The 21903-nt window shown below is 39.8% G+C and carries 17 protein-coding genes; 10 read left to right on the top strand and 7 right to left on the bottom strand.

Features of this window, described 5'->3' with window-relative positions:
- Positions 1–29 precede the first annotated feature (29 nt).
- The 8 genes from WKK05_RS29595 to WKK05_RS29560 all read left to right on the top strand — a co-directional run bounded on the left by WKK05_RS29595 (position 30) and on the right by WKK05_RS29560 (position 5157).
- Positions 30–266, top strand: coding sequence for a hypothetical protein (locus tag WKK05_RS29595; protein ID WP_341526584.1), 237 nt, complete (start codon positions 30–32; stop codon positions 264–266).
- Positions 267–406: 140 nt separating this feature from the next.
- Entirely contained in the window at positions 407–643 is a 237-nt protein-coding gene (locus WKK05_RS29590; RefSeq protein ID WP_341526583.1) for a hypothetical protein, read from the top strand.
- 139 nt (positions 644–782) lie between these two features.
- Positions 783–1019 (top strand): hypothetical protein, encoded by a 237-nt coding sequence (locus WKK05_RS29585; RefSeq protein WP_341526582.1) that lies wholly within the window; start codon positions 783–785, stop codon positions 1017–1019.
- A 140-nt stretch (positions 1020–1159) separates the two neighbouring features.
- Positions 1160–1390 carry a hypothetical protein gene (locus tag WKK05_RS29580; RefSeq protein WP_341526581.1) on the top strand — a complete coding sequence of 77 codons (231 nt, stop codon included), beginning with the start codon at positions 1160–1162 and terminating at the stop codon, positions 1388–1390.
- A 255-nt stretch (positions 1391–1645) separates the two neighbouring features.
- Positions 1646–1858, top strand: coding sequence for a hypothetical protein (locus WKK05_RS29575; RefSeq protein ID WP_341526580.1), 213 nt, complete (start codon positions 1646–1648; stop codon positions 1856–1858).
- Positions 1859–2049: 191 nt separating this feature from the next.
- Positions 2050–3246 (top strand): phosphotransferase, encoded by a 1197-nt coding sequence (locus WKK05_RS29570; protein WP_341526579.1) that lies wholly within the window; start codon positions 2050–2052, stop codon positions 3244–3246.
- A gap of 187 nt (positions 3247–3433) precedes the next feature.
- Positions 3434–4537 (top strand): T3SS effector HopA1 family protein, encoded by a 1104-nt coding sequence (locus tag WKK05_RS29565; RefSeq protein ID WP_341526578.1) that lies wholly within the window; start codon positions 3434–3436, stop codon positions 4535–4537.
- 311 nt (positions 4538–4848) lie between these two features.
- Complete coding sequence (locus WKK05_RS29560) at positions 4849–5157, top strand: HetP family heterocyst commitment protein (RefSeq protein WP_341526577.1); 309 nt, start codon at positions 4849–4851, stop codon at positions 5155–5157.
- A 477-nt stretch (positions 5158–5634) separates the two neighbouring features.
- On the opposite strand, the gene WKK05_RS29555 is transcribed toward WKK05_RS29560, so the two are convergent.
- From WKK05_RS29555 to WKK05_RS29535, 5 genes are all read right to left on the bottom strand, one after another.
- Positions 5635–6417 (bottom strand): peptidylprolyl isomerase, encoded by a 783-nt coding sequence (locus WKK05_RS29555; protein WP_341526576.1) that lies wholly within the window; start codon positions 6415–6417, stop codon positions 5635–5637.
- A 952-nt stretch (positions 6418–7369) separates the two neighbouring features.
- On the bottom strand, positions 7370–8914 hold the full coding sequence (locus WKK05_RS29550; RefSeq protein WP_341526575.1) for an HlyD family efflux transporter periplasmic adaptor subunit: 1545 nt from the start codon (positions 8912–8914) through the stop codon (positions 7370–7372).
- 101 nt (positions 8915–9015) lie between these two features.
- Positions 9016–12087 carry a peptidase domain-containing ABC transporter gene (locus WKK05_RS29545; protein ID WP_341526574.1) on the bottom strand — a complete coding sequence of 1024 codons (3072 nt, stop codon included), beginning with the start codon at positions 12085–12087 and terminating at the stop codon, positions 9016–9018.
- Positions 12088–12387: 300 nt separating this feature from the next.
- Positions 12388–12990 (bottom strand): helix-turn-helix domain-containing protein, encoded by a 603-nt coding sequence (locus WKK05_RS29540; RefSeq protein ID WP_341526573.1) that lies wholly within the window; start codon positions 12988–12990, stop codon positions 12388–12390.
- Positions 12991–15150: 2160 nt separating this feature from the next.
- The gene (locus WKK05_RS29535; protein WP_341526572.1) at positions 15151–15303 is read right to left on the bottom strand and encodes a hypothetical protein; all 153 of its coding nucleotides are present in this window, start codon (positions 15301–15303) and stop codon (positions 15151–15153) included.
- A gap of 254 nt (positions 15304–15557) precedes the next feature.
- On the opposite strand from WKK05_RS29535, the gene WKK05_RS29530 reads away from it, so the two are divergent.
- The gene (locus WKK05_RS29530) at positions 15558–16205 is read left to right on the top strand and encodes a Uma2 family endonuclease (protein ID WP_341531224.1); all 648 of its coding nucleotides are present in this window, start codon (positions 15558–15560) and stop codon (positions 16203–16205) included.
- 1 nt (position 16206) lies between these two features.
- Here the strand turns inward: WKK05_RS29530 and WKK05_RS29525 are convergent, their stop codons facing one another.
- Both WKK05_RS29525 and metH read right to left on the bottom strand, forming a co-directional pair.
- Positions 16207–18009, bottom strand: a complete 1803-nt coding sequence (locus WKK05_RS29525) for a DUF262 domain-containing protein (protein WP_341526571.1) — start codon at positions 18007–18009, stop codon at positions 16207–16209.
- Positions 18010–18101: 92 nt separating this feature from the next.
- Entirely contained in the window at positions 18102–21632 is a 3531-nt protein-coding gene (metH, locus tag WKK05_RS29520; protein WP_341526570.1) for a methionine synthase, read from the bottom strand.
- Between the two features lie 15 nt (positions 21633–21647).
- On the opposite strand from metH, the gene WKK05_RS29515 reads away from it, so the two are divergent.
- Positions 21648–21878 carry a hypothetical protein gene (locus WKK05_RS29515; protein WP_341526569.1) on the top strand — a complete coding sequence of 77 codons (231 nt, stop codon included), beginning with the start codon at positions 21648–21650 and terminating at the stop codon, positions 21876–21878.
- Positions 21879–21903: the final 25 nt, after the last annotated feature.

Here is a 21903-nt window from a genome sequence, read left to right as displayed (position 1 = left end):
CCTTGCAATAAATCTTTTAGGAGTAAATCATGGCAACAATCACTCTTTCTGAACTACACGTTACTGGTTCTGAATTATTTCAAGATTCTGAAAGTTTTCTGAATGAACTCAGCGATGTAGATTTTATCTCTGGTGGTGGTTCTAGCAGCGTCAGCGACTTATCAGGACTGACAAAGCTAGCTGAAGCTTGGGTTTATACATACGGTATTGAACACATTGCTTATATCGCTAAGTCATTCAGCAGTCATGGTGGCTACGCTTACTAATAGCTTAATAGTTAACTACTAAGCTAGATGGCTCTTCAGGAATTCAATATTAGCAGAAATCTCTTTGATGATTAAGAATTCCTGAGAGTTAAATTAACCAATTTACAACTTCCTTGCAATAAATCTTTTAGGAGTAAATCATGGCAACAATCACTCTTTCTGAACTACACGCTGCTGGTTCTGAATTATTTCAAGATTCTGAAAGTTTTCTGAATGAACTCAGTGATGTAGATTTTATCTCTGGTGGTGGTTCTAGCAGCGTCAGCGACTTATCAGGACTGACAAAGCTAGCTGAAGCTTGGGTTTATACATACGGTATTGCAAACATTGCTTTTATCGCTAAGTCATTCAGCAGTCATGGCGACTACGGTTATTAATAGCTTAGTAGCTAACTACTAAGCTAGATGGCTGTCAGGAATTCAATATCAGCAGAAATCTCTTTGATGATTAAGAATTCCTGAGAGTTAAATTAACCAATTTACAACTTCCTTGCAATAAATCTTTTAGGAGTAAATCATGGCAACAATCACTCTTTCTGAACTACACGCTGCTGGTTCTGAATTATTTCAAGATTCTGAAAGTTTTCTGAATGAACTCAGCGATGTAGATTTTATCTCTGGTGGTGGTTCTAGCAGCGTCAGCGACTTATCAGGACTGACAAAGCTAGCTGAAGCTTGGGTTTATACATACGGTATTGAACACATTGCTTATATCGCTAAGTCATTCAGCAGTCATGGCGACTACGGTTATTAATAGCTTAGTAGCTAACTACTAAGCTAGATGGCTCTTCAGGAATTCAATATCAGCAGAAATCTCTTTGATGATTAAGAATTCCTGAGAGTTAAATTAACCAATTTACAACTTCCTTGCAATAAATCTTTTAGGAGTAAATTATGGCAACAATCACTCTTTCTGAACTACACGTTACTGGCTCTGAATTATTCCAAGATTCCGAAAGTTTTCTGAATGAACTCAGCGATGTAGATTCTATTTCTGGTGGCGGCAATGATGTTAGTGACTTGTCAGGACTGACAAAGTTAGCTGAAGCTTGGGTTTATACATATGGTATTGAACAAATTGCTTATATTGTTAGCTCATTCAGCAACAGTTATTACGGTTACTAATAGCTTAGTAGTTAATTACTGAGCTCAATACCTCTCTTGAAAAGAAAGACAAAAATTAATCTCTTTGATAAATATGAGAGTTTTTTACTATCAGTCACCCAGGAGAAATAACCTAATTAACCAAGCTTTAGGCAAGCTTAAAATTGCTTTAATCTGAGGAAATGATCAATAATTTATGTATCTTTAGCTAATGTAAACTGAATTTACATTACACAAAATACATTAATTAATCATTTCTATATAAAAACAAAATCAATGACAGAAATTAAAATTGCTGAATTGTATTCTGCTGATTCAACAGCATTTATGTCCGACCTAAATGAGGTGGATACTATGTCTATATATGGTGGTGAAGGCTATGTTTTTGATAAAAGCATTGACTTTTTCGTCAAGCTTTTTGAAACTGCAATATCGGCATTTGCTATCTACACTATTACGCAGATTGTAATATCATTCGATGTTGAATAATGTATGTAATAAAGAGGCAACCTATTGCTGTGTAGCAGCTTAATTTATCCAACCTGACATGATAGTGATAAGAGGTTACGTATGATTTATTGGATATTATTATGGTGGATATACAGTTTTTGGATCTACCACGATAAACTTTTAAATAACCGAGACGCTTTAGCCATAAATATTGATAAATATCTAGAAATATGCCACCATTTGTATTAAGTTCTCAAAATGTTTTTGATTACCTGATTTCCCTAAATCTGTGTACTCAAGAAGAACAGCTATTAAGCCAGGTAGACTTAAAACCTGCCAAAAACTTTAACTTGTTACTCAGTTTACCAGAAGAGCGGAAGCTTCTAATTAAGCAGGAGCCTTATAACAGAGAAGGAAAAACTGTTGGTGAATTTGTGCAAGAATGGCGAGTTCACAAGTTTTTACAAGAATTTCCAGAATTGGGGCAAATTCGCCCTTATATTTCAGAGGCACTGCATTTTGATCCAGAAGATTCAATCATTGTTTTCAATTATTTAAGCGCCTATCGCGATCTCGCAGATTTTTACATGAAAGAGGATGACTTTCCCAGTGCGATCGCAATGGAAGTCGGAACAACTCTAGCATTAATTCATCGGTTAACTATTGACCACCAAGATTATCAGGAGTTCTTCCAAAATGCCGAGTCCAAGGATATATTAAATCCACAAACTCCTAACTTAACTCAAGGTTTAGATAGAATCACTCCGGCAGTCTTTGGTATGGTTCCTAGCCAAGGGCTGAAATTCTTTGCTCTCTATCAACGTTATGACAGTTTAGGAAAAGCGATCGCAGATTTAAGCAGTGCTTTCACTGCTTGTTGTCTGACCCATAATGACCTGAAGCTGAACAATATTCTTTTATCCTTAAATTGGAAAGAAGCACTTTACGAAGCATCCCTCCCAACTGACAGTATCATTCGATTGATTGACTGGGAACGGGCTGCTTGGGGAGATCCAGCTAATGATTTAGGGACACTAGTTGCCAGCTACCTGCAAATCTGGTTGTACAGCTTAGTTACTAGTAATACGATCGAGATTGAAGAGTCTTTACGGCTAGCTACAACGCCGTTACACTTGCTTCAGCCTTCAATTACGGCACTGGTTACTGCTTATTTAGCTCACTTCCCCGAAATTTTAGAGCGCCGTCCTGATTTCTTGCAGCGAGTCATGCAGTTTTGTGGTCTAGCTTTAATTAGAGCCATTCAGGCACAACTCCAGCACCAAAAAACCTTTGGTAATGCGGGTATATGTATGCTCCAAGTTGCCAAGAGTTTGCTGTGTCGTCCAGAAGCATCAATTTCCACAATTTTTGGTATGGAAGCATCGCACCTCGTTCCTACAAACTTATCTTTGCTTACAAACAGATAATACCGAATTGCGTTCAAAGACGACGAAGGGAATAGGGTATTAAGAGTACTGAGTGCTATTAGCTATTAGCGGTACCAGGGCGTTGAGCAGCGTGCTGAGTCAAGAGTAAGTTATTTCTCTCCCTATTCTCTGCTCCCTATTTCCTACTCCTTACTCCCCACCCTCCATCCCCCACTAAGAAGTACATATGCAACTATTAGATTCCCTGGAAAGCCAACTACCAGATGTTCCAGTATCATTGCAGACATCGCTTCAAGATATGGTTCATCAGATTCAGATTGAGTCTCACTATTGTATTAGACACCCAGACTATAAACCCTTGAAATTGGCTGAGTCATCAGTCTCTCGCTTTCAGAAATTGCCTTTGGAACTTCAAAACAAGTATTTGGGTCTGCAATTACGTAATTTTCTCTACGGCATCTATTACAACGGCTCTTTGAAAAGTGACCTCGCATCGGATGCAGAGGGAATAAATTTAGCACTGAACCAAAATCTGGAAAATAACACCTTAATGGGTGTAGATTTAGCGTTTTACGATCGCCTCCATGAAAGTAATAAAAGTGAAGGCTACTTTACCCATGATTGGGTAGTAGTGAAAGAAGAAACAGATGAGACTTTGTTGATACAAAAAAATGGTTTAACACTGCACATTCAGCGTAATTTCCATCTGCAACCAGAAGACAGGTCTGCAACTGTCGGTAAATCGGTGGCGCTCAAAATGCCCAAAAATCTAGTTCAAAATGGATTTTATATGGCAGTTGGAAATGCAGCTTCTCCTCAACATCATGAGGCGATCACGCGCGTCTACTTCAACTTAACACCAGATGGTGCAGTTGCAGTCATGGATAGTTTGACAAGCCAACTCAATACTTTGGGGATTTCTTTCTCATTTAAAGTACTATATAACCCTTCAGATTATGGGCGTTATGATTCAGGCGTACTTTACTTTAATAAAAATAGCTATGAAGCTGTTCATTCAGTATTAGAAAAGGTCTATGTAAAACACCAATCTCATTTTAAAGAGCAAGTACCTTTGTTTACTAAGTTGATTGCACCAGGGTTGGCGATCGCTGAAGAACCAGACCGCAGATTTAGCGACCAAGAAAGTTTCGGTACAAACCGCTGCCAAATTATTGCCAATGGTCTGCTAGATGCTTGGCAGCAAGGTAATGATACACCATCTGGTCGTATAGCATCGATTCTACAACATTTTTCCTTACAAAAGATTGAATTGCAACGTCCTTACCTCAATGCTAAATCTGATGACATCTATACTTCCTTAAAGTTTTGAATGAGAATCCAGAAGCCAGAATTTCAGGAGCCAGAATACCCAACTAATTGTTCGCCTTTAGCATCTCCCCTTCTCCCAAAGAGAGAGGCTAGCGCCAAGGGAGAAGACCATACAATTTAAAATTTATTGGGAGATTTCAACCCATTTATTCATTTGCAAGTTGGTTTCAAATTAATATTGAATTCTGACGACTGACTCCTGAATTCTTATTGGAAAAAGTCAGAATACGGAACCCTGCTAACTCTCTGTATTCTGACTTCTACCTAAAGTTATAATTTCCACGCCCAGATTTTCGCTCATTAGGTAATTATATGACCGAAGAAATTTTTGAGTCTAATGAACCATTAGATAAGACATTCAATTTCAATAATAAAGAATTAGAACAAATAATTAAAGCTATTCTCCTTGGTAAATATTCCTGGGCTTGCGTTTTAATCCTCCATTTTGCTGGGTATAATCCTCTAGAGTACATACCTTACCGCACCTATATTAGGTTGGTTAAGAACAACTACCTTCTTGATAAAGAAAACTATCATCAAAATGCTCATCATAAATTAAAACTTTTTGGACTAGAACCAATGTGGATTCGGTTAGGTAATAGTAAAAGTGGTTCAAACTAAATTATTGCAAAAAAACTATAGTCTTTGAGTTTACACACACCAAATTAGCACTGATAATTCCTAATTAATGAGGAATTATCAGTTTTATTATGTAAATATTGTAAAAAAGTATTTTTAAGTTATGAGCAATAGAATTCTTAGTTACATCAACAAAGTCTGCTGACTCTGGCTAAAAAAACTATAGCAGTCCTAAATCATTCGTGAAAATTTGAGGTTGTTGCAACCCCCCTGGTCTTACTAAGGGAGGACGGTGTTAGTTGGGGGTGAATTTTCTTACAACTCATTTAGGATTGCTATATTTCCAATTAATAATGTGTCTAAAATAAATTTTAGACACATTATAATAATATTATTTTTTCTGCTTAAGTAACTGGACATACTTTGTAGCCCATAGTTTGCGCTGTCTTCTAAGACAACGCAAACTACAAACTTAAGTTATTTAAGTCTACATCGCTATTTATGCTTTAATTAACAGGGTCAAGCTGGACTCAATATATCTTTAGATAATTGAGCATTACTATCTTTATTAAGTTTCACTACTATTTCCATAGCAGTGATTTGTTGCTGTAACCAATTAGAAAATAAATCTCCCATAATTTGAAGGCGTCGCTGCTCATCTAATTGAGGCTTAATGATTTCTTCCACAGCAATTATATGTACACCCTTTGGCGTAATTATTGGCTTGAGAATCTGTGGAGGACTAACAGCAAAGACTGCTGCTGCAATCTCTGGTCTAAAATCACTGCGAAGGCGGATTCCTTGATATCCCCCAGCACGGCGGGTTTCTGGATTTTGGATGTATTGACGAGCTATTTCTTGGAAACTGATTTCAGCTTCTTGTAGGGCATAAAAAAGTTCTAGAGCTAAGTCTTCGTCATCTAGTACAACTTCGTAAGTTACTGCTCCTGTATAATCAAGCTGGTGAGCATAAAAAAACGGTTCGATTTTATCTGCAAATAAATGATTTGCTAACTTGACCGATAGTAGATTAGTCTGAGCGATCGCTTCAAAGTCATCCAAAGAAAGATGATATTTTTCTAACCATGTCCAAGTATCTTCTGCTTTGATAAGTTTATTCACTAAACGCAAGCTATCTGCTGCCTGTTGCAATTCTTCTGTCTCAATTTTAATTCCTGCCTTTTCTGCTTCATCTGCAATAATTTTACGAGTGGCGATCGCCTCTAGCGCCATAGGTATTTGGCAAGAAAGTTTGATTTGGTAAAGAATGTCTTCAGGAGAAACCGTTAATACTTTTGTCATACTCTAAGTCCTCCAAGTATCAACCAAAATTTTTAAGACAAAATTAATTGTATCTATATCGTTTATGCTAAACGCATTTTTTGTCTTTATATAATATTATCTCCAATTAAATTATTTGGTAACAGTATTAAAATGTTTTTTTATAAAGATTATACTTATAATTTACTTTTTAAAAAACTAATACAACTATTTAGTCTAAAGAGGTAAATACAAATAATCTAGACATAATATCTAGAATAAACTCTTTATTTTAGATACTAATTATATTAATTATATTTACAGCAGGTTTCAATTTTATAGAGCTTATCATTGTATGCAATACACTTTTACCTATCTCTTAAAAACTTTAAGCGGAGGAAACGTCTCTCCTAAGAGGTTAGAGTGTACACACAAGTCTCTATCATCGCAATTAATGGTTTATTGAATAAACTCACCCTGGTTGTGCTACGCAAAACCTGTCCCTTTCCTTACTAAGGCTAGCGTGTACACACAAGTCGGTAGACCTCTCCCCAAAGCCTTCTCCGCATCGGAGAGGGGCTTTGAAGATTGGCTCCCATTCCCGCACTTCGCGCTGCTCACAGGCAAGGGGCTGGGGATTAGACCAATTCACGAAAATCCTGATACACATAGATTTCTCATAGGGACATGGCAATGCCATGCCCCTACCAGCGTATTTGTATCATTATTAAAATGAAATGGTATTAGGTCTATATTTGATTTAACTAAGAACCGCTATATAAAGTACAGGTTGACTGTAGAGGTACAACTCTACTTATTAAAAAACAGCTCTGTATGCTTTAAATAACAAGTAATTTCGTACTTGCTCATTTAATTCTGTTTATTGTAAATAAATATTATACTTTTTTATAATTTAAAATATAACTATTGGTCACCAGTGGTCAGTTTTACTTAATACTGACCACTAGTAAAAAAACTAATTACTAAGCAATGGCTAAAGATCCAGACCACCTTTTTGCAACTTCTTGAACGGATCTAAGATAAAGTCAATAATTCGACGCTGGCGGACAATCACCTCTGCGGTTGCTGTTTGACCAGGAGTTAAGAGAATACGCTTGTTAGCAGCTAGGATATAAGGCTGTTCCAGAGCGATATCCAACTCATAAGTTTCTATTTTAGTTTGGTCATTATTCTGAATTTTGGAGTTAGGCGAAATCCAGCGAACGCGCCCTTCCACGACTCCATAATCTTGGAACGGATAAGCATCGAACTTAACCTTAACTAGCATTCCTACCTTCAAGAAGCCACTTTGTTCGCTAGGCATTTGCGCTTTGAGGATCAAAGGAGTATTGTTAGGTGCAATTTGGGCTAGCATTTGTCCAGGTTCCACTACAGATCCCGGTTTTTGGATAGGTAACTCAAAAATTGTGCCATCAATAGGCGATCGCACCACTCGTTGTTGTAATTGAAGTTTATAAGATGTGATCTGGCTCAAAGTTTGCGACATTTCAGACTGTAAGGAAGTAATTTGTGTTTGCACATCTTTGAGCTGTTCCTGATTTTTGAGTATCGCCAGTTTACCCGATTGCACTAGGCTTTGATAGCTGCTGCGCTGTTCTTGCAGGCGTAATTTTGCTTGCTCAACATCTGATTGGGCTTGACTCATCAAAGATTGATAGTTGCTAAACTGCTCTTTTAAACGCAGTTGAGCTTGTTTGATATTGGCTTTGGCTTCTTCTAGAGAACTGAGACTTTCTTCTGCTATCTTTTCTAGTTCCACAACTTTGGTTTGCGGAATTGCACCCTGTTGCAAAAGTTGGCGATAGCGGGCAACTTCGGCGAAATCTCTGCTTAAACGGCTATTGGCTAACCTTTGAGAAATCTGAGTAGAGTGAATATTTTGCCTAGCCTGATCCACTAGAGCCTGTTTTTCCATTCTTTGTAAGATATACGCACTCTGTTTAGCTTGCACATCTTGCTGCGCCTGACTGACTTGGGCGATTTTTTCCAATTCTTGAGATTGGTTTTGTTGTTCTTGAATATTAATCGCCAAGATGATTTGATTTTTGAGGAGTTCTTGTTGCGATCGCCGATTAATTAACCCTTCCAACTTTGTCTGCGCTTGTTCTAGTTCCGTGCGTAAAACATCAGACTCCAGTTCAAGTAAAACCTGACCAGCTTTTACAGTTGTGCCTTCTTTGACGTTGACATGAATAATACTACCAGTAACCGGACTATCCAATCTTTGGGTTGCTCCGTTGGGTTCCATACGCCCTCTGGCGCTTCCTGTTTCATCAACTTTAGAAAACATCATCCAAGGTAAAACGATCGCTGCAAAGCTGATCAACAAATACAACATGGATCGCGTCCAGGCCTTTGGCAAGGCATCTAGCAGTTCCTCCGTGCCGTAATACCAATCATTTGACTCATCGGCTGTTTTTTTCTGCGGATGAACAACACTTGCGTCTTCAAACAGGTTGTACTCATCCGGCTTGAGTATGGGGGGCGCGTATGATGAATTTTGAGATGTATGTGGCATAAAAGATTTGGGGGCTAGGGATTGGGGGCTGGGGACTGGGGGTTGGGGACTGGGGATGGAGTTGTTAGTTTTACTCTCTCTCTCCCCCACTCCCTACTCCCTCAAGCTGTCTGAGCTAGTTGCTGTTGGTTGAGATAGAAATAATGACCTCTTTGAGCGATTAGTTGCTCGTGGCTACCGCTTTCGACTAATACGCCACGATCTAAAACCAAAATTAAGTCAGCATGACGCACCGTGGAGAGGCGATGAGCAATGATTAGACTTGTACGCCCTTGGAGAATCTTTTTGAGGTTATTCTGAATGATTCGCTCAGATTCGGCGTCTAGATGGCTGGTTGCTTCATCTAGAACTAAGAAACTGGGATTTCCTAATAAAGCGCGGGCGATCGCTAGACGTTGGCGTTGTCCACCAGATAACATCCCGCCAGCTTCACCAATTTGGGTTTCGTAGCCCATTGGCATTAGTTTAATAAACTCATCTGCTCCTGCTAAACGTGCCGCTTCAATCACCTCTTCTAAGCTGGCTTCAGGATGAGCGATGCTGATGTTTTCGCGAATTGTACCGCCAAACAAAAAGGTATCTTGATCTACAACACCAATTTGCGATCGCAGCGATCGCAGGGAAATACTAGTCACATCTTGACCATCAACCAAAACTTTCCCATCTGTTGGCGGATATAAGCCCAAAACCAATTTTGATAGGGTAGTTTTGCCAGAACCGCTACGCCCTACAACCGCTATAGTTTGCTCAGGTAGAATTTCAAAACTGAGATTTTCTAATACGTTAATATCGCTTTCCGGATGATAGCGAAAAGTAACATTTTCAAAGCGAATATGACCACGTAAAGCAGGTAAAGACTGGCGGTGTTGATGTTGTAAATCTTCTTCTGGTTCTGCTTCTAAAACATCATTAATTCGCTCAGTCGAAACAATTACTTCCTGCAATTGATTCCACAGCACTATCAGCCGCTGGAAAGGCTGAATGACGTTACCTAACAACATATTGAACGCAACTAATTGTCCAATAGTTAGTTGGTTTTGAATTACCATCCATGCCCCAAACCACAGTAATCCTGTACTAACTAATGTTTGAATAGTAGAACTGAAAATCTGGAGTTGATTACTAATAATTTGTCCAGCAAAAGTTTTTTTAATCAACTGATTTAACAGTTCTTCCCAATGCCAGCGGACTGTCTGCTCAATTGCCATAGAACGAATCGAGCGAATACCTGTGAGGCTTTGAATCAGATAACTGTTCTCTTGAGCAGATGCATTAAAAACTTCGCGGCTAATTCGGCGTAAGAAAGGTGTCGCTATCAGCGCAAGTAGTACAAAAGGTGGCACGATCGCCAAGCTGAACAATGCCATTTGCCAGCTATACCAAAACATCAATGCCACATAGATAAACACTGTCAGCAAATCTAAGCCGATAGATAGTGCTTCTCCTGTTAGGAAGCGCTGAATTTTCTGATTTTCTTGGACGCGAGAGACAATATCGCCAACATAACGTGACTCAAAGAAAGCCAAAGGCAAGCGAAAGGTATGTTTAATAAAACCTACCAATAGGGACACACTAATCCTATTGGCTGTGTGATCTAGCAAATATTGCCGCAGTCCGTTGATGGCGACGCGGAACAAGCCAAAAATTAATAACCCTAAACCAACAGCATTTAAAGTCAAGGTGCTACCTTGCACAATCACTCGGTCTAAGAGTAGCTGCGTGAATAAAGGCGTAATCAATCCAAACAACTGAATCAATACCGAAGCAATAAACACTTCAAGCAGTACTTGCGAGTGAGGTTTAACTAAATCAAAAAACTGCCAGAATGGTATTGCTTCGTTTTGGGTTTCTTTGAGTAGACCTGTAGGTTGCAATAACAACGCATAACCAGTCCAACCAGCTTTAAATTCGCTAGGGGTAAGGGTGCGTTGACCAAACGCGGGATCACCTACAATTACACGCTTTTTGCCAATTTCATAAACAACTACGTAATGCTTGCCTTCCCAGTGAGCGATCGCAGGTAGCGTTTGTTCTGCTAACTTATCGAGGCTGGCTTTTACAGGACGGGTAGCAAAGCCGAGACTTTCTGCGGCGGCTGTTAAACCCCGTAGTGATGAACCGCTGCGGTTGACATTAGCTAAATCCCGTAGGCGGTTGATACCAAAACGCTTACCCCAATAGCGACTCACCATCACCAAGCAAGCTGCTCCACAATCAGAGGCACTTTGTTGTTCAAAGAACGGATACCGCTTGCTCAAGCGTCCCCACAAATGCCAAACTTTGACTGTTGGGCTAGGAAAGTAGGCTCGTTGAATCTTTTGTTTTTGTTTTGGTTCAGGATCGGGTAATAGCGGGGACTGGGGACTGGCGATTGGCGATTGGGAAAAGCTTTCTCCAGTCGCTAGTCCTCTATCCCCTATCTCTAGTTGGCGCTGTTGGAAGTCTATCAACTCTGCTAATTGTGGCCAGTGTTCTAGTGCTGCTTGCCAATCAGCATTCTTCAAACTGTAAACGATTGTTGGTTGCGTTACTTGCCAACTCCCTTGCTGTGCGTTTACATAAATGTTTCCAGGTGTCAATCTTTGCCCATCAGAATGCTGTATTTCTCCCAGACGCAGCAACCAGAGCTTAGTATTTTTAGTGATTGTGGCACTTAGAGAACCAGTAGGCAGATTATGCCGCTCAAATAGTGAGAGCGCTTTGAACATCTCTTCTACAGAGGTATTGCGTGGAATTAGGGAGTTTTGCGAGCATAACAGCAGTAAATCCCATAGTTCTGCACGTGCTAAGAGGCGATCGCGGATGCTCTTAGATACCCGCATTACCTCTTGCAAGGCCTCTTGGTTGATATAGCAAAGCTTTAAGTTAACAGAAGCTCTAGCAACATAAGGGGTGAATTCCTCTTCTGGAAAAAGAGTCAGTTCGCCAAATGATTCCCCCGCTGAGAGGGTGGTGATTAAGTCATTAGAACTATCTAGCAGTCTGACTTTACCAGTCAGGATGATATAAATTCCAGGCTTGCCTGTGGCTGCTTGCCAAAACTGCTTTGCGACTGATGGTTCGACAATTTCCAGCGCTTTGAGACACCTGTCTAGTTCAGTATCTGACAGCGACTCACCCAAACTCTGGGTGAGTTGTTCAGCTAAATATTGCTGAGAAAACGCTGATGGCATTTTCTTACCTCCAAGACAGTACTAAGCAAATGTGCAATTTTAAATGCACATTTTTGCGTTCAGACTGTCACTAGTCATTAGTAGTTTGTGAACCAGCGCATAGCTTTGGGACACTTGCTAATGACAAATGACAAATAATAAATGACAACCCTTACGAATAAATATGTAATTAAAATCCGTAATGACTTATACCAATTTTTAAAATTTGGTAGCAGATTTAAACCCGTAAACCTAGATTAAATCTGACTTTCTTAATTACGAATTACGGATTACGTTAGCGAAGCCCATTACGAATAAGTATTAGTTATTCTGAATCAGATTGAATGACCAATGCAAACTGGGTTCGGAGTTAGATTGCAAGTCACCTATTTTAATGCCAGCATCGCCAGTATCTTTAGTTTGATCGGTTTCTTGCTGGCTGTTTTTACGCTTGGTGGAAAGCCCCATTTGTTTCAGCAAGCGGTTAATGTGGCGATCGCTGATTTCGATGCCAAATTCATTTGCTAGATGTTTGCTTAACCATTGAGCAGTCCAGTAGCTAAATGCGTACCCATATTCACGTGGACTATGGCTTACCAATTCTTTCAAACGTTCAATATATTGATCATTTACAGTTTTGGGCCTGCCTATTGGACGCTCATTCCATTTATGCGCCATACCCGCTTCTGCTATACCAATCCAGTATCGTGCCATTTCCTGAGAACAACCGATAATTTCACAGATTTGACTTTGAGATTTACCTGTATCAGCCAGTAACATAATTTCAATCCGCCGTCGATATTCTGGCTGTAAATTAGCTTGCAAGTTTTTCAACAGTGCTTTTTGCTGAAAAGGAGTTAAGAACTTGCTCTCTTGCAGATCGTAACTATCAAAAAGCTTATCTTGGCTGGAATCTTCTGACATAATTATTAGCAGTTGCCGTCAATTGTAAAATGTGGGCAAATATGTCTATTGCATCTGTGGTTGTAATCTTGATACATCAAGATTTACAGGTGCAAAGTTAATTAGTCCTAGCAGGTTATTAAATACTGACGCGATGTAGAAAGAACGCTAATTTCCCCTTCTAATATTCTGAAAGTGTAGAAGGGCTATTCCTGCGTTGGCTCAGATTTCAATAAATCAATATTTGACCTTAATGGGCTTCACTCGGTAAGTAATTAATCGAAAAATCTGAGTTACATCATGTACTTTCTAGCCTGCCCATACTGCAAAATATTGTTTGAAGATTGCACTCCCAAATTGCGACAATACTATAGTTCGCAACCAGTAGTAAGCAATCCTAACAAAATATGCAGAAAGCATTGCTGTTATGTCCCCTAATAAACTGCAATCTCTGGTAAAACACTTAGAATCAGTAAGTAGTTCACTGGTTAACCGCAAAAATTTGACAGACTTTTCACCAAGCCTGTTGCAACAATGGTATTGGTTAAGACCATTCGCCCCTGGATGATGATAACAGGAAAGCAATTTGTAGCCTTCTAGCAGCTCTTATTTTAAGGTTTTTACTAAACTCTGCAATGCAGGTTCATAGGTTAACCTCCCAGTATTTAGGTAAGTTAAGTTTTGATTACCAAAAAGAGGTTAAAATCTGTTTCGTGAATTGGAACCTAGAAGCAGTCAAGGTCAGGTATGAATGTAAATCTACTTCTTACAATAGCCTAACACTAGCTATTTGCTCATCAGCAGACAGTGATAAATTTGAAACTATCTGGAAGAGAAGTTTAAAGAAAAAGCGACTGTTACTCACTTTTAGTCTTCATGCACTGTTATTTAACTAAAAATTCTCCTACATTTAGCCAAGCATTTTTCCAAAATCAAGAAAACTTTATTAAATCTTGACACAATATTTATTAAATATTAATACCATTTTTCTTTAAATTAAATACTTAAGTCATTAAATTTTTATTCATAGCAACAATTACTAACTTAATATTTATTTTCAAGCAAACTTAGAGAAAATAAGACTTATCTTTTGCTATTTATAAGTCTTAAAAAAATAAATAGTTTTGCTTAAACTATAGTAAAAATTCATCTATCTTTAGTAATACAGTTACATCTCCATGATTATTTAGTATATATTTTCTATTAAAATCTATCTTGAGTATGAAAATAAAAAACTGCTACAAAACTTCCCAGGCAGTTACTTAATATATTACCCAAAAGACAAACTGTAGTTGATTGATTTTTGATAGCAATCTAGATAGCGAATCAAGACATATTTACTTGAGGTTATATAAATGCAGCAACTTACAGTAGATTTCAAGTTGATGAAGTACACAATATAGGTCTCATGGCTACTGAGCGGCTTGCCTTGAGCGTATCGCTAAAGCGAAAGCTTCGCTAACGCCTTGGTCTCGTAGAGAAGCCGAAAAGAGTCGAAGTAAAGTCAGATATAAAGCCTAGTTTCCTTCCCAATTCTGACGAATGTATTCTGCTGTACAATGTGTAGGCTTTTGGAAGGTAAATTTATGTAGAAACTATCTGTAAAAAAATATTAAGTAGGAGATGAATAATAAAAGCTCAGACTCAGACTTTTCGCTTCTATAAAGATAGAGGCTTACTGGCCTTCTTTTGTACGTAAACGACTTGAGGATTAAGTCTCTATTGTACTTTAGTGCAAACAGCCATAAATTTACTCACCCATGATAAATTTATCTGAGAGTCTAAGTGAATAGCAATTACGTGCTAAGTAAGTGGACACAATAAAATATAATACTGTCACTGCGAGTTGAACAAAGTGAAACGTAGCAGTCGCAAGAATTTGAACAAGCTTTTCTACGAGACGCTCCGCGTAGCTTACTTCCATGTATCGCTAAAGCGAAAGCTCCGCTAACGCGCAGCGTCCCACAGGGAAGTAGTACGCTTTGATCGCAATGACACAATTTATTTTTGTCTCCCTACTTAGTAATTAAATGTATGAACCGTTGAAGTTCTCAGCGAAACACTTAAATCTGCTCCCAGCGACCTAACTGGCGGTAGATAAATCTTGTCAAACCTACTAGTAATATGGCAGCCATCTGATTTAGGGGCTTTCAGACACAGGGTAAGTACCCGAAATTATCCTTAGTTGCAAAGACAAAAATAATTTCCTTCACTTCGGGAAATCACTAAAGAGAGATTGTAGTAAAAAGTGGAAACTAAATCAGGAACCAAAACCTCTGGGAACTCCAGAGGTTTTTTCTTTAAAACGCGATCGCACACATAGACTTCATCCATGTTGAAACCTGGAGTTTCCAATAATTCAGATGCGTCATTGCGACGTGAGCAAGCAATCTCAGTATCTCGGCAATAAAACTATAGTTTTCAAGGCAGACGAGGTTTAGACATTCAAAAGGGTTCGTTGTGTATCTGACAATAAGCTGCTGCACATCCAAGCATCTGCTCACTCCAGTAGTAGAACATAAAAAATCTCGCCGCGCCTGAGTCAATTAGAGTAACCTAAATTTAGTGAGCTGCTGGGAGCGCCGATGATGTTGTTGGAATTAAAACGCATCTATGTTCCACCGGGACAAAGAGTGCTGCTGCAAGATGTAACCTGGGAAGAATTGGAAACAATTCTAGAGGATTTGGGAGAACACCGTGCAGCACGAATTGCTTATAACAGGGGAATACTGGAGATTATGGCTCCACTGCCAGAACATGAAGATGATAAAGAAATTATTAGCGATTTAGTCAAAGCGCTTCTGGAAGAACTGGATATTGAGTTTAGATGTCTTGGTTCTACCACTTTCAAAAATCAAGCAATGGCTCAGGGTATAGAACCTGACCAGTGTTTTTATATAAAAAATGAATTTAAGGTTCGTGGTAAGAAGCGGCTAGATTTAACAGTAGACCCTCCTCCAGATTTAGCACTAGAAATTGATATCACCTCTCGCACTCATCCTAATATTTATGAGGCGTTAAAAGTGCCTGAGCTTTGGCGTTTTGAAAAAAGTAAATTACAAATAAATATCTTGCAAAACGGTAGTTATATAGAGTCTCAGGAAAGTTTAAATTTTCCCAAATTACCGTTGATTGAAGCGATTCCTCTATATCTTGAGCAAAGTAGAAGTGCAGGCCGGAATACTACGCTCAAAGCTTTTCGGTTGTGGGTACAACAGCAGATACAGCAACTATGACTTAATTTATTATTAATTCATCATACTCAATTGGCTCTATATACTCTGATTCATAAATTAGCTCGGTATCAGATAAAATAGATTTACCCATAGCTTTCTCAATTCTTTTAAGTAGATTTATTTGCCTAGATTTAAAGAAAGCTTCAAAATTATCTGAACGTAGAGCAGCTGGATCTATAACATGCGATCGCAAAATTTGATCCATACGTTCTTCAGTGATATTTACTCCTTTTTGAAGATTAGATAAATAAACACTTGGTGCGTTACTGCCAATAATTCTGTTAGTTCTAGCTGACAGGGGTGTTTTATTAATCACACTGTCATAAAGCTCGTTTTTGATACCCTGTTTTTGACACCAATAGCGTGGAAAAATGTGATGGATATCAATAGATTCATCGAATTCTTTCAAAGCGTCAATTTCATAACCTGTGAGAAAATCACATCCCTTATCCCGCAATAGCAAAGCAGACAAACCTTTATATGCAGCACTCCGACGGGTGTAAAGTCTCACAAGACGATTTGGGGCAAAGTTAGCATCTGTGATTGTGTCAGGTTCAGAATCATCAAAATCGAGCCATTTCAATACTTGTGATAAATCTTTGGCAAGGCGGCTTTCAATTGCACTACTGTAAAGTTCGCCAAAAATTCCACACCAATACCAACGTACTAATTTAGCACGCACCGGATCTTTTTCACTGCGATCACCTAGTACTGCAAAAATTGCTGCAAGGGCTGTTAGTTGAGATTGATAGGGTAAATCTCTAGCAGACAATATCTTTTGTGTATGGAGTAGTTTAGCAGCTTTCTTAAATCCTTCAGTAACTTTATCAGCCCAATTTTTATATTCCTTTAGTTTCAGATTTAAAATATCTTTACGAGTACAACTAATACTGCTACTTTCCTGTTCGTGAGTAGCAACTAAGGTGATAGCTTGTAATAAATCAGTATTTTGAATATTACCAAGTACTGCTATAGCTTTCAGTTCCTTTTCGCGCTTTGCCCAATCTTCTCGCAGTTGGAACTTCTCAGCAGCAAATGTAGCCGTCAGTAACTCGAAGACAGTGAGAGAAACACCACCAGTATTCACCTTCTCAAAAACTTGACATATTGCCTCTCTAGGTGTTCCCTTTTTCAGCAAGATGACTGGCACTAGATACTGCTCAAATGACTTGATGATTTCCTGATTAAATGTATTGAATAGTCTACTTTTATCTCTATTAAAGTTCCAAAATTCGTTATAGTTTATCATCCAATCAGAGTAGTCAAAAATTTGTGCAAGCGGAAATAGACCGTTTTCGTACTCTTTTTCAGGTGTTGAGTAGTCTTTCTGAATCTCATTACGAAAATTGCGAGTAATTTTATCCTCTGGCAAGCTGACAACTGCCTCTTGGCGTTCAAAGTTGGGATCAAGTGCCTTGGTAATATCAATGTAATACCAACGGTTAATCTTTTTACCGCGCGAGTCTTTTGTTATTACAGCCTTGCCTAAAAGAAGCGCTTGAAAAAGCGAGGTTAATCGCTGCTGTCCATCCAAGATCATTCTTTCTGGTTCTGTAGACTTATTAAGTGTCACACCTTCGATGAGACGAGCCTCGAACCGGACATCAGGATTACCAGTTTGAAGCATCATAACTACACCGACTGGGTAAGAGAGCGAAATACTGGCTAATATGCCACGTATCTGCTCATCGTTCCAAACCCAAGAGCGTTGGAAATCTGGTAGTTGCGTTTTCCCGTCTTTTGTGGACTGTAACAGGTTAAGTAGTAGCTCTGTGATATTGTCGAAGGGCTTGATAGCTGGCATATTTTCTCGATTTAAGTGCAAAAAAGAATGGGAAAGCCATATTGAAAGCTTTCCCATTTTCTACTGCTAACTAACTGTGACTAATTGCTAAATCAAGCGCTGAAGTATTTGGCTACTGGGTGATAAGCAATAATTGCTGTTGTAGACTGTTCTGGATAAAGTTGTTCACTTTCATCCATATATAAGTTAATTCTGTCAGTCTTTAACAACTCCAGCTGCTTATACTGATCTTGAATATTTGGGCAAGCCGGATAACCAAAACTATAGCGCGAACCACGATACCGCTGTGCCAAAATATCCCGAATATTATCCGGTTCCTCAGCAGTAAAACCTAACTCCCGGCGAATTCTGGCGTGTGTCCATTCAGCCAGCGCCTCCGCTACTTGCACCGCTAAGCCGTGGAAGTACAAATAATCAGTGTATTGATTATTTGCAAATAACTTTTGAGCGAATTCTGTCGCAATATCCCCCACAGTCACAGCTTGCATTGGGAAAACATCAATTAGTCCTGATTCTTTGGGTGCAAAGAAATCAGCAATGCATAGTCTTCTCAATGACCTTTGTCTGGGAAACTCGAAAGTTGTAACCTGCTGTGATTGGTTCTCTGAATCATACATATGTAGAGAATTCCCCTCAGCTTGACAAGGAAAATACCCATAAATCACCTGCGGATGCAACAGATTCTCCTCAATAATCCGCTGTTTCCAAGTTTCTAAAACTGGGTAAACTTTCTCAGCTAAGAAAGCTTGATATTCTTCCTTAGATTGTTCTTTTGGTTTGCGGAATTGCCATTGTCCAGCAATCAAAGCTTGTAAATCCAAATGCCAAAATATTTCCTCAATGGGAATATCATTCGGCTGCAACAACTTCGTTCCCCAAAAAGGCGGCGTTGGACGTTCAATATCCACCGCCACGGCTTCCGAACGTCTTGTATCCACCTCTTTTGGTTCAGCAGATATTTCTTCAGCAGTTGTAGCTACTGGTTCTTTGTGTCCATTCTTTGAGACTTTAGCCGTTTCCTCGACTTCGTTCAAAAATCCCTGCAAGTCATCCCAGTTATGAGTAGACTTCGCTGGCATTAGTTTATCCATGAAGTGCAAGTCAGAAAAGGCATCTTTGCCATAGACAACTTTACCTTTGTAGGTTTTTTGGCAATCTTCATGCACAAACTTGGGAGTCAACGCCGCGCCACCTAAAATTACGGGGACGGTAATTCCTTTTTCGTTGAATATCTCCAAATTTTCTTTCATGAAAGCGGTAGACTTCACCAGCAAACCACTCATGGCAATACAATCAGCTTTATGCTGTTCGTAAGCGTTGATAATGTTCTCCACTGGCTGTTTAATTCCCAAGTTAATCACCTTGTAACCATTGTTCGACAAGATGATATCTACTAAGTTTTTACCAATGTCATGAACATCGCCTTTGACTGTGGCAATGATAAAGGTTCCCTTAGCGTTGTTGCCTGATTCAGATTTTTCCATGAACGGTTCTAGAAACGCAACAGCCGCTTTCATGGTTTCCGCTGATTGCAAAACGAAGGGTAGCTGCATTTGTCCAGAACCGAATAATTCCCCGACAACTTTCATGCCATCTAGCAAGAAGGTGTTGATAATTTCCAAGGGGGGATATTCTTCTAAGGCTTTTTTAAGATGTTCTTCTAAGCCAATACGTTCGCCGTCGATGATATGGCGTTTTAGACGTTCTGGGATGGGGAGACTTTCATCAAGGGAGCGATCGCGTTTTGTCGTGACCCCCGCAAATAATGTGGTAAGCTCTCCCAAAGGATCATAAACACAAACGTCACCTTCAAATCGACGCTCGTCATAAATTAACTCGCGACAAACTTCTTGATGGCGTGCCTCAATTTTCGATAGCGGTAAAATCTTGTTAGCACTGATAATTGCCGCATCCATTCCCGCTGTCGTCGCCTCGTGCAGAAACACCGAGTTGAGAACAATACGCGTGGCGGGGGAAAGACCAAAGGAAATATTAGAAACACCCAATATCACATGGCATCCAGGCAATTCTTGACGAATTCTGCGGATGGCTTCAATTGTGGCTTTACCATTTTCTCGGTCTTCTTCAATCCCTGTGGAAATCGGTAACGCCAGCGTATCAAAGAAGATTTCTGTGGCAGGTATACCGTATTCTACAGCTTGGCGGTAAGCACGCTGCGCGATCGCAAACTTCTTATCAGCCGTCCGCGCCATCCCCTCTTCATCGATAGTGCCAATGACGATACCAGCACCGTACTTTTTCGCCAACTCCAACACCTTCAAAAAGCGCGGTTCCCCGTCTTCGTAGTTGGTGGAATTCAGCAAACACTTACCACCCGCTACCTTTAAACCCGCCTCCATCTTTTCCCATTCGGTGGAGTCAAGCATCAAGGGAAGTGTGACATTATTAACGATGCGCGAAACTAATTCGTGCATATCTCGCACACCGTCACGTCCGACATAATCGACGTTGACATCTAAAATGTGTGCGCCTTCTTTGACTTGCGCCCTCGCCATTGAAACGAGTCCATCCCAATCTTCCGCATTTAGCAAATCGCGGCACTTTTTGGAACCACTGGCGTTGAGGCGTTCGCCGACAATCAAGAAAGAATTATCTTGGTCGTAAGGCTGAGTAGTGTAAATTGATGCTGCCGCTGGTTCTAAACTTGGCTGTCTAACCTTTGGCTTTAAGTCTTTAGCAATTTCTGCCAATTGTTGAATGTGTTCTGGACGCGTCCCACAGCAACCCCCAATCACTTGGACACCCAAATCTTCAACAAAATGCATCAACGACATCCGTAATTCCATCGGTGTCAGGCGGTAGTGTGCTTGACCGCCGACATTCTCAGGCAAACCCGCGTTAGGAATACAGGAAACGATGAAAGGTGAATGTTCTGCCAAATATTTGATATGCGGTTTCATCAAATCTGGGCCAGTGGCACAGTTGAGACCAAGAATATCAATTGGGTAAGGTTCCAAAATTGTTAGTACAGCGCTGATTTCTGTTCCCACCAGCATTGTACCCATGCTTTCCATTGTCACTGACACCATTACCGGACGGCGATCGCCTTTTTTAGCAAACACCTCTTCAATTCCATTTAGCGCCGCTTTGATTTGCAGCACATCTTGGCAAGTTTCCACAATGAATAAATCGACACCACCATCCCACAACGCCGTTGCTTGTTCAGCAAAAGACGCTTTCATTGTGTCAAAGTCAATATGTCCCAAGGTAGGTAGTTTAGTTGTTGGGCCGATAGAACCCGCGACAAACCTCGGTTTTTCGGGAGTAGAGAATTCAGCAGCGACACGCTTCGCCAATTCAGCGGCTGTCTTACTCAAGTAATAAGCTTGGTCTGCCAAATCATATTCTGCCAGCACAATCGACGTACTACCAAAAGTATCCGTTTCAATTACATCAGCACCAGCCGCGAGAAAGTCACGGTGAACCTTAGCCACAGCTTCCGGCTTTGTGTGGACTAGATATTCGTTACAACCTTCATACTGTGCGCCGCCGAAGTCATCAGCGGTGAGGTTTTGCGTTTGCAAGTTGGTTCCCATTGCACCGTCGAAGACGAGAACCGGGCTATCTGGACTACGCAGACGTTCAAGGAAAGAATGAGTCATATTTTCCCAGAGTAAATGAGCAAATTAAGTGAGTCTTCTGATACTCTACTTAATCTATTATTTTCCACAATTGCGAGAGTGTCGTTAGCATTTGATAAAACCAAGTATCCTGAAAGTTGGCGATCGCTAATAGCTAATGGTGAGTGGAAAGTGAACAAGAGATATTGTCATAATTCGTTGAGTTCTTTTTTAGGCAGAGTTTGTCCAGCACAGAAATTTATGCCCGATTGCTACCAAAATGCATAAACGTTATTTTGATTAGAGTTGCAAA

The sequence above is a fragment of the Nostoc sp. UHCC 0302 genome (assembly GCF_038096175.1).
In the GTDB taxonomy this organism is placed as follows: domain Bacteria; phylum Cyanobacteriota; class Cyanobacteriia; order Cyanobacteriales; family Nostocaceae; genus UHCC-0302.
Note: the sequence above shows the minus strand (reverse complement) of the source record. Positions and strands in the feature narration are given on the sequence as shown.

Coding starts and splice junctions, on each gene's coding strand:
- WKK05_RS29595 (WP_341526584.1), top strand. CDS start 30: ATGGCAACAATCACTCTTTCTGAACTACACGTTACTGGTTCTGAATTA.
- WKK05_RS29590 (WP_341526583.1), top strand. CDS start 407: ATGGCAACAATCACTCTTTCTGAACTACACGCTGCTGGTTCTGAATTA.
- WKK05_RS29585 (WP_341526582.1), top strand. CDS start 783: ATGGCAACAATCACTCTTTCTGAACTACACGCTGCTGGTTCTGAATTA.
- WKK05_RS29580 (WP_341526581.1), top strand. CDS start 1,160: ATGGCAACAATCACTCTTTCTGAACTACACGTTACTGGCTCTGAATTA.
- WKK05_RS29575 (WP_341526580.1), top strand. CDS start 1,646: ATGACAGAAATTAAAATTGCTGAATTGTATTCTGCTGATTCAACAGCA.
- WKK05_RS29570 (WP_341526579.1), top strand. CDS start 2,050: ATGCCACCATTTGTATTAAGTTCTCAAAATGTTTTTGATTACCTGATT.
- WKK05_RS29565 (WP_341526578.1), top strand. CDS start 3,434: ATGCAACTATTAGATTCCCTGGAAAGCCAACTACCAGATGTTCCAGTA.
- WKK05_RS29560 (WP_341526577.1), top strand. CDS start 4,849: ATGACCGAAGAAATTTTTGAGTCTAATGAACCATTAGATAAGACATTC.
- WKK05_RS29555 (WP_341526576.1), bottom strand. CDS start 6,417: ATGACAAAAGTATTAACGGTTTCTCCTGAAGACATTCTTTACCAAATC.
- WKK05_RS29550 (WP_341526575.1), bottom strand. CDS start 8,914: ATGCCACATACATCTCAAAATTCATCATACGCGCCCCCCATACTCAAG.
- WKK05_RS29545 (WP_341526574.1), bottom strand. CDS start 12,087: ATGCCATCAGCGTTTTCTCAGCAATATTTAGCTGAACAACTCACCCAG.
- WKK05_RS29540 (WP_341526573.1), bottom strand. CDS start 12,990: ATGTCAGAAGATTCCAGCCAAGATAAGCTTTTTGATAGTTACGATCTG.
- WKK05_RS29535 (WP_341526572.1), bottom strand. CDS start 15,303: ATGGATGAAGTCTATGTGTGCGATCGCGTTTTAAAGAAAAAACCTCTG.
- WKK05_RS29530 (WP_341531224.1), top strand. CDS start 15,558: ATGTTGTTGGAATTAAAACGCATCTATGTTCCACCGGGACAAAGAGTG.
- WKK05_RS29525 (WP_341526571.1), bottom strand. CDS start 18,009: ATGCCAGCTATCAAGCCCTTCGACAATATCACAGAGCTACTACTTAAC.
- metH (WP_341526570.1), bottom strand. CDS start 21,632: ATGACTCATTCTTTCCTTGAACGTCTGCGTAGTCCAGATAGCCCGGTT.
- WKK05_RS29515 (WP_341526569.1), top strand. CDS start 21,648: ATGAGCAAATTAAGTGAGTCTTCTGATACTCTACTTAATCTATTATTT.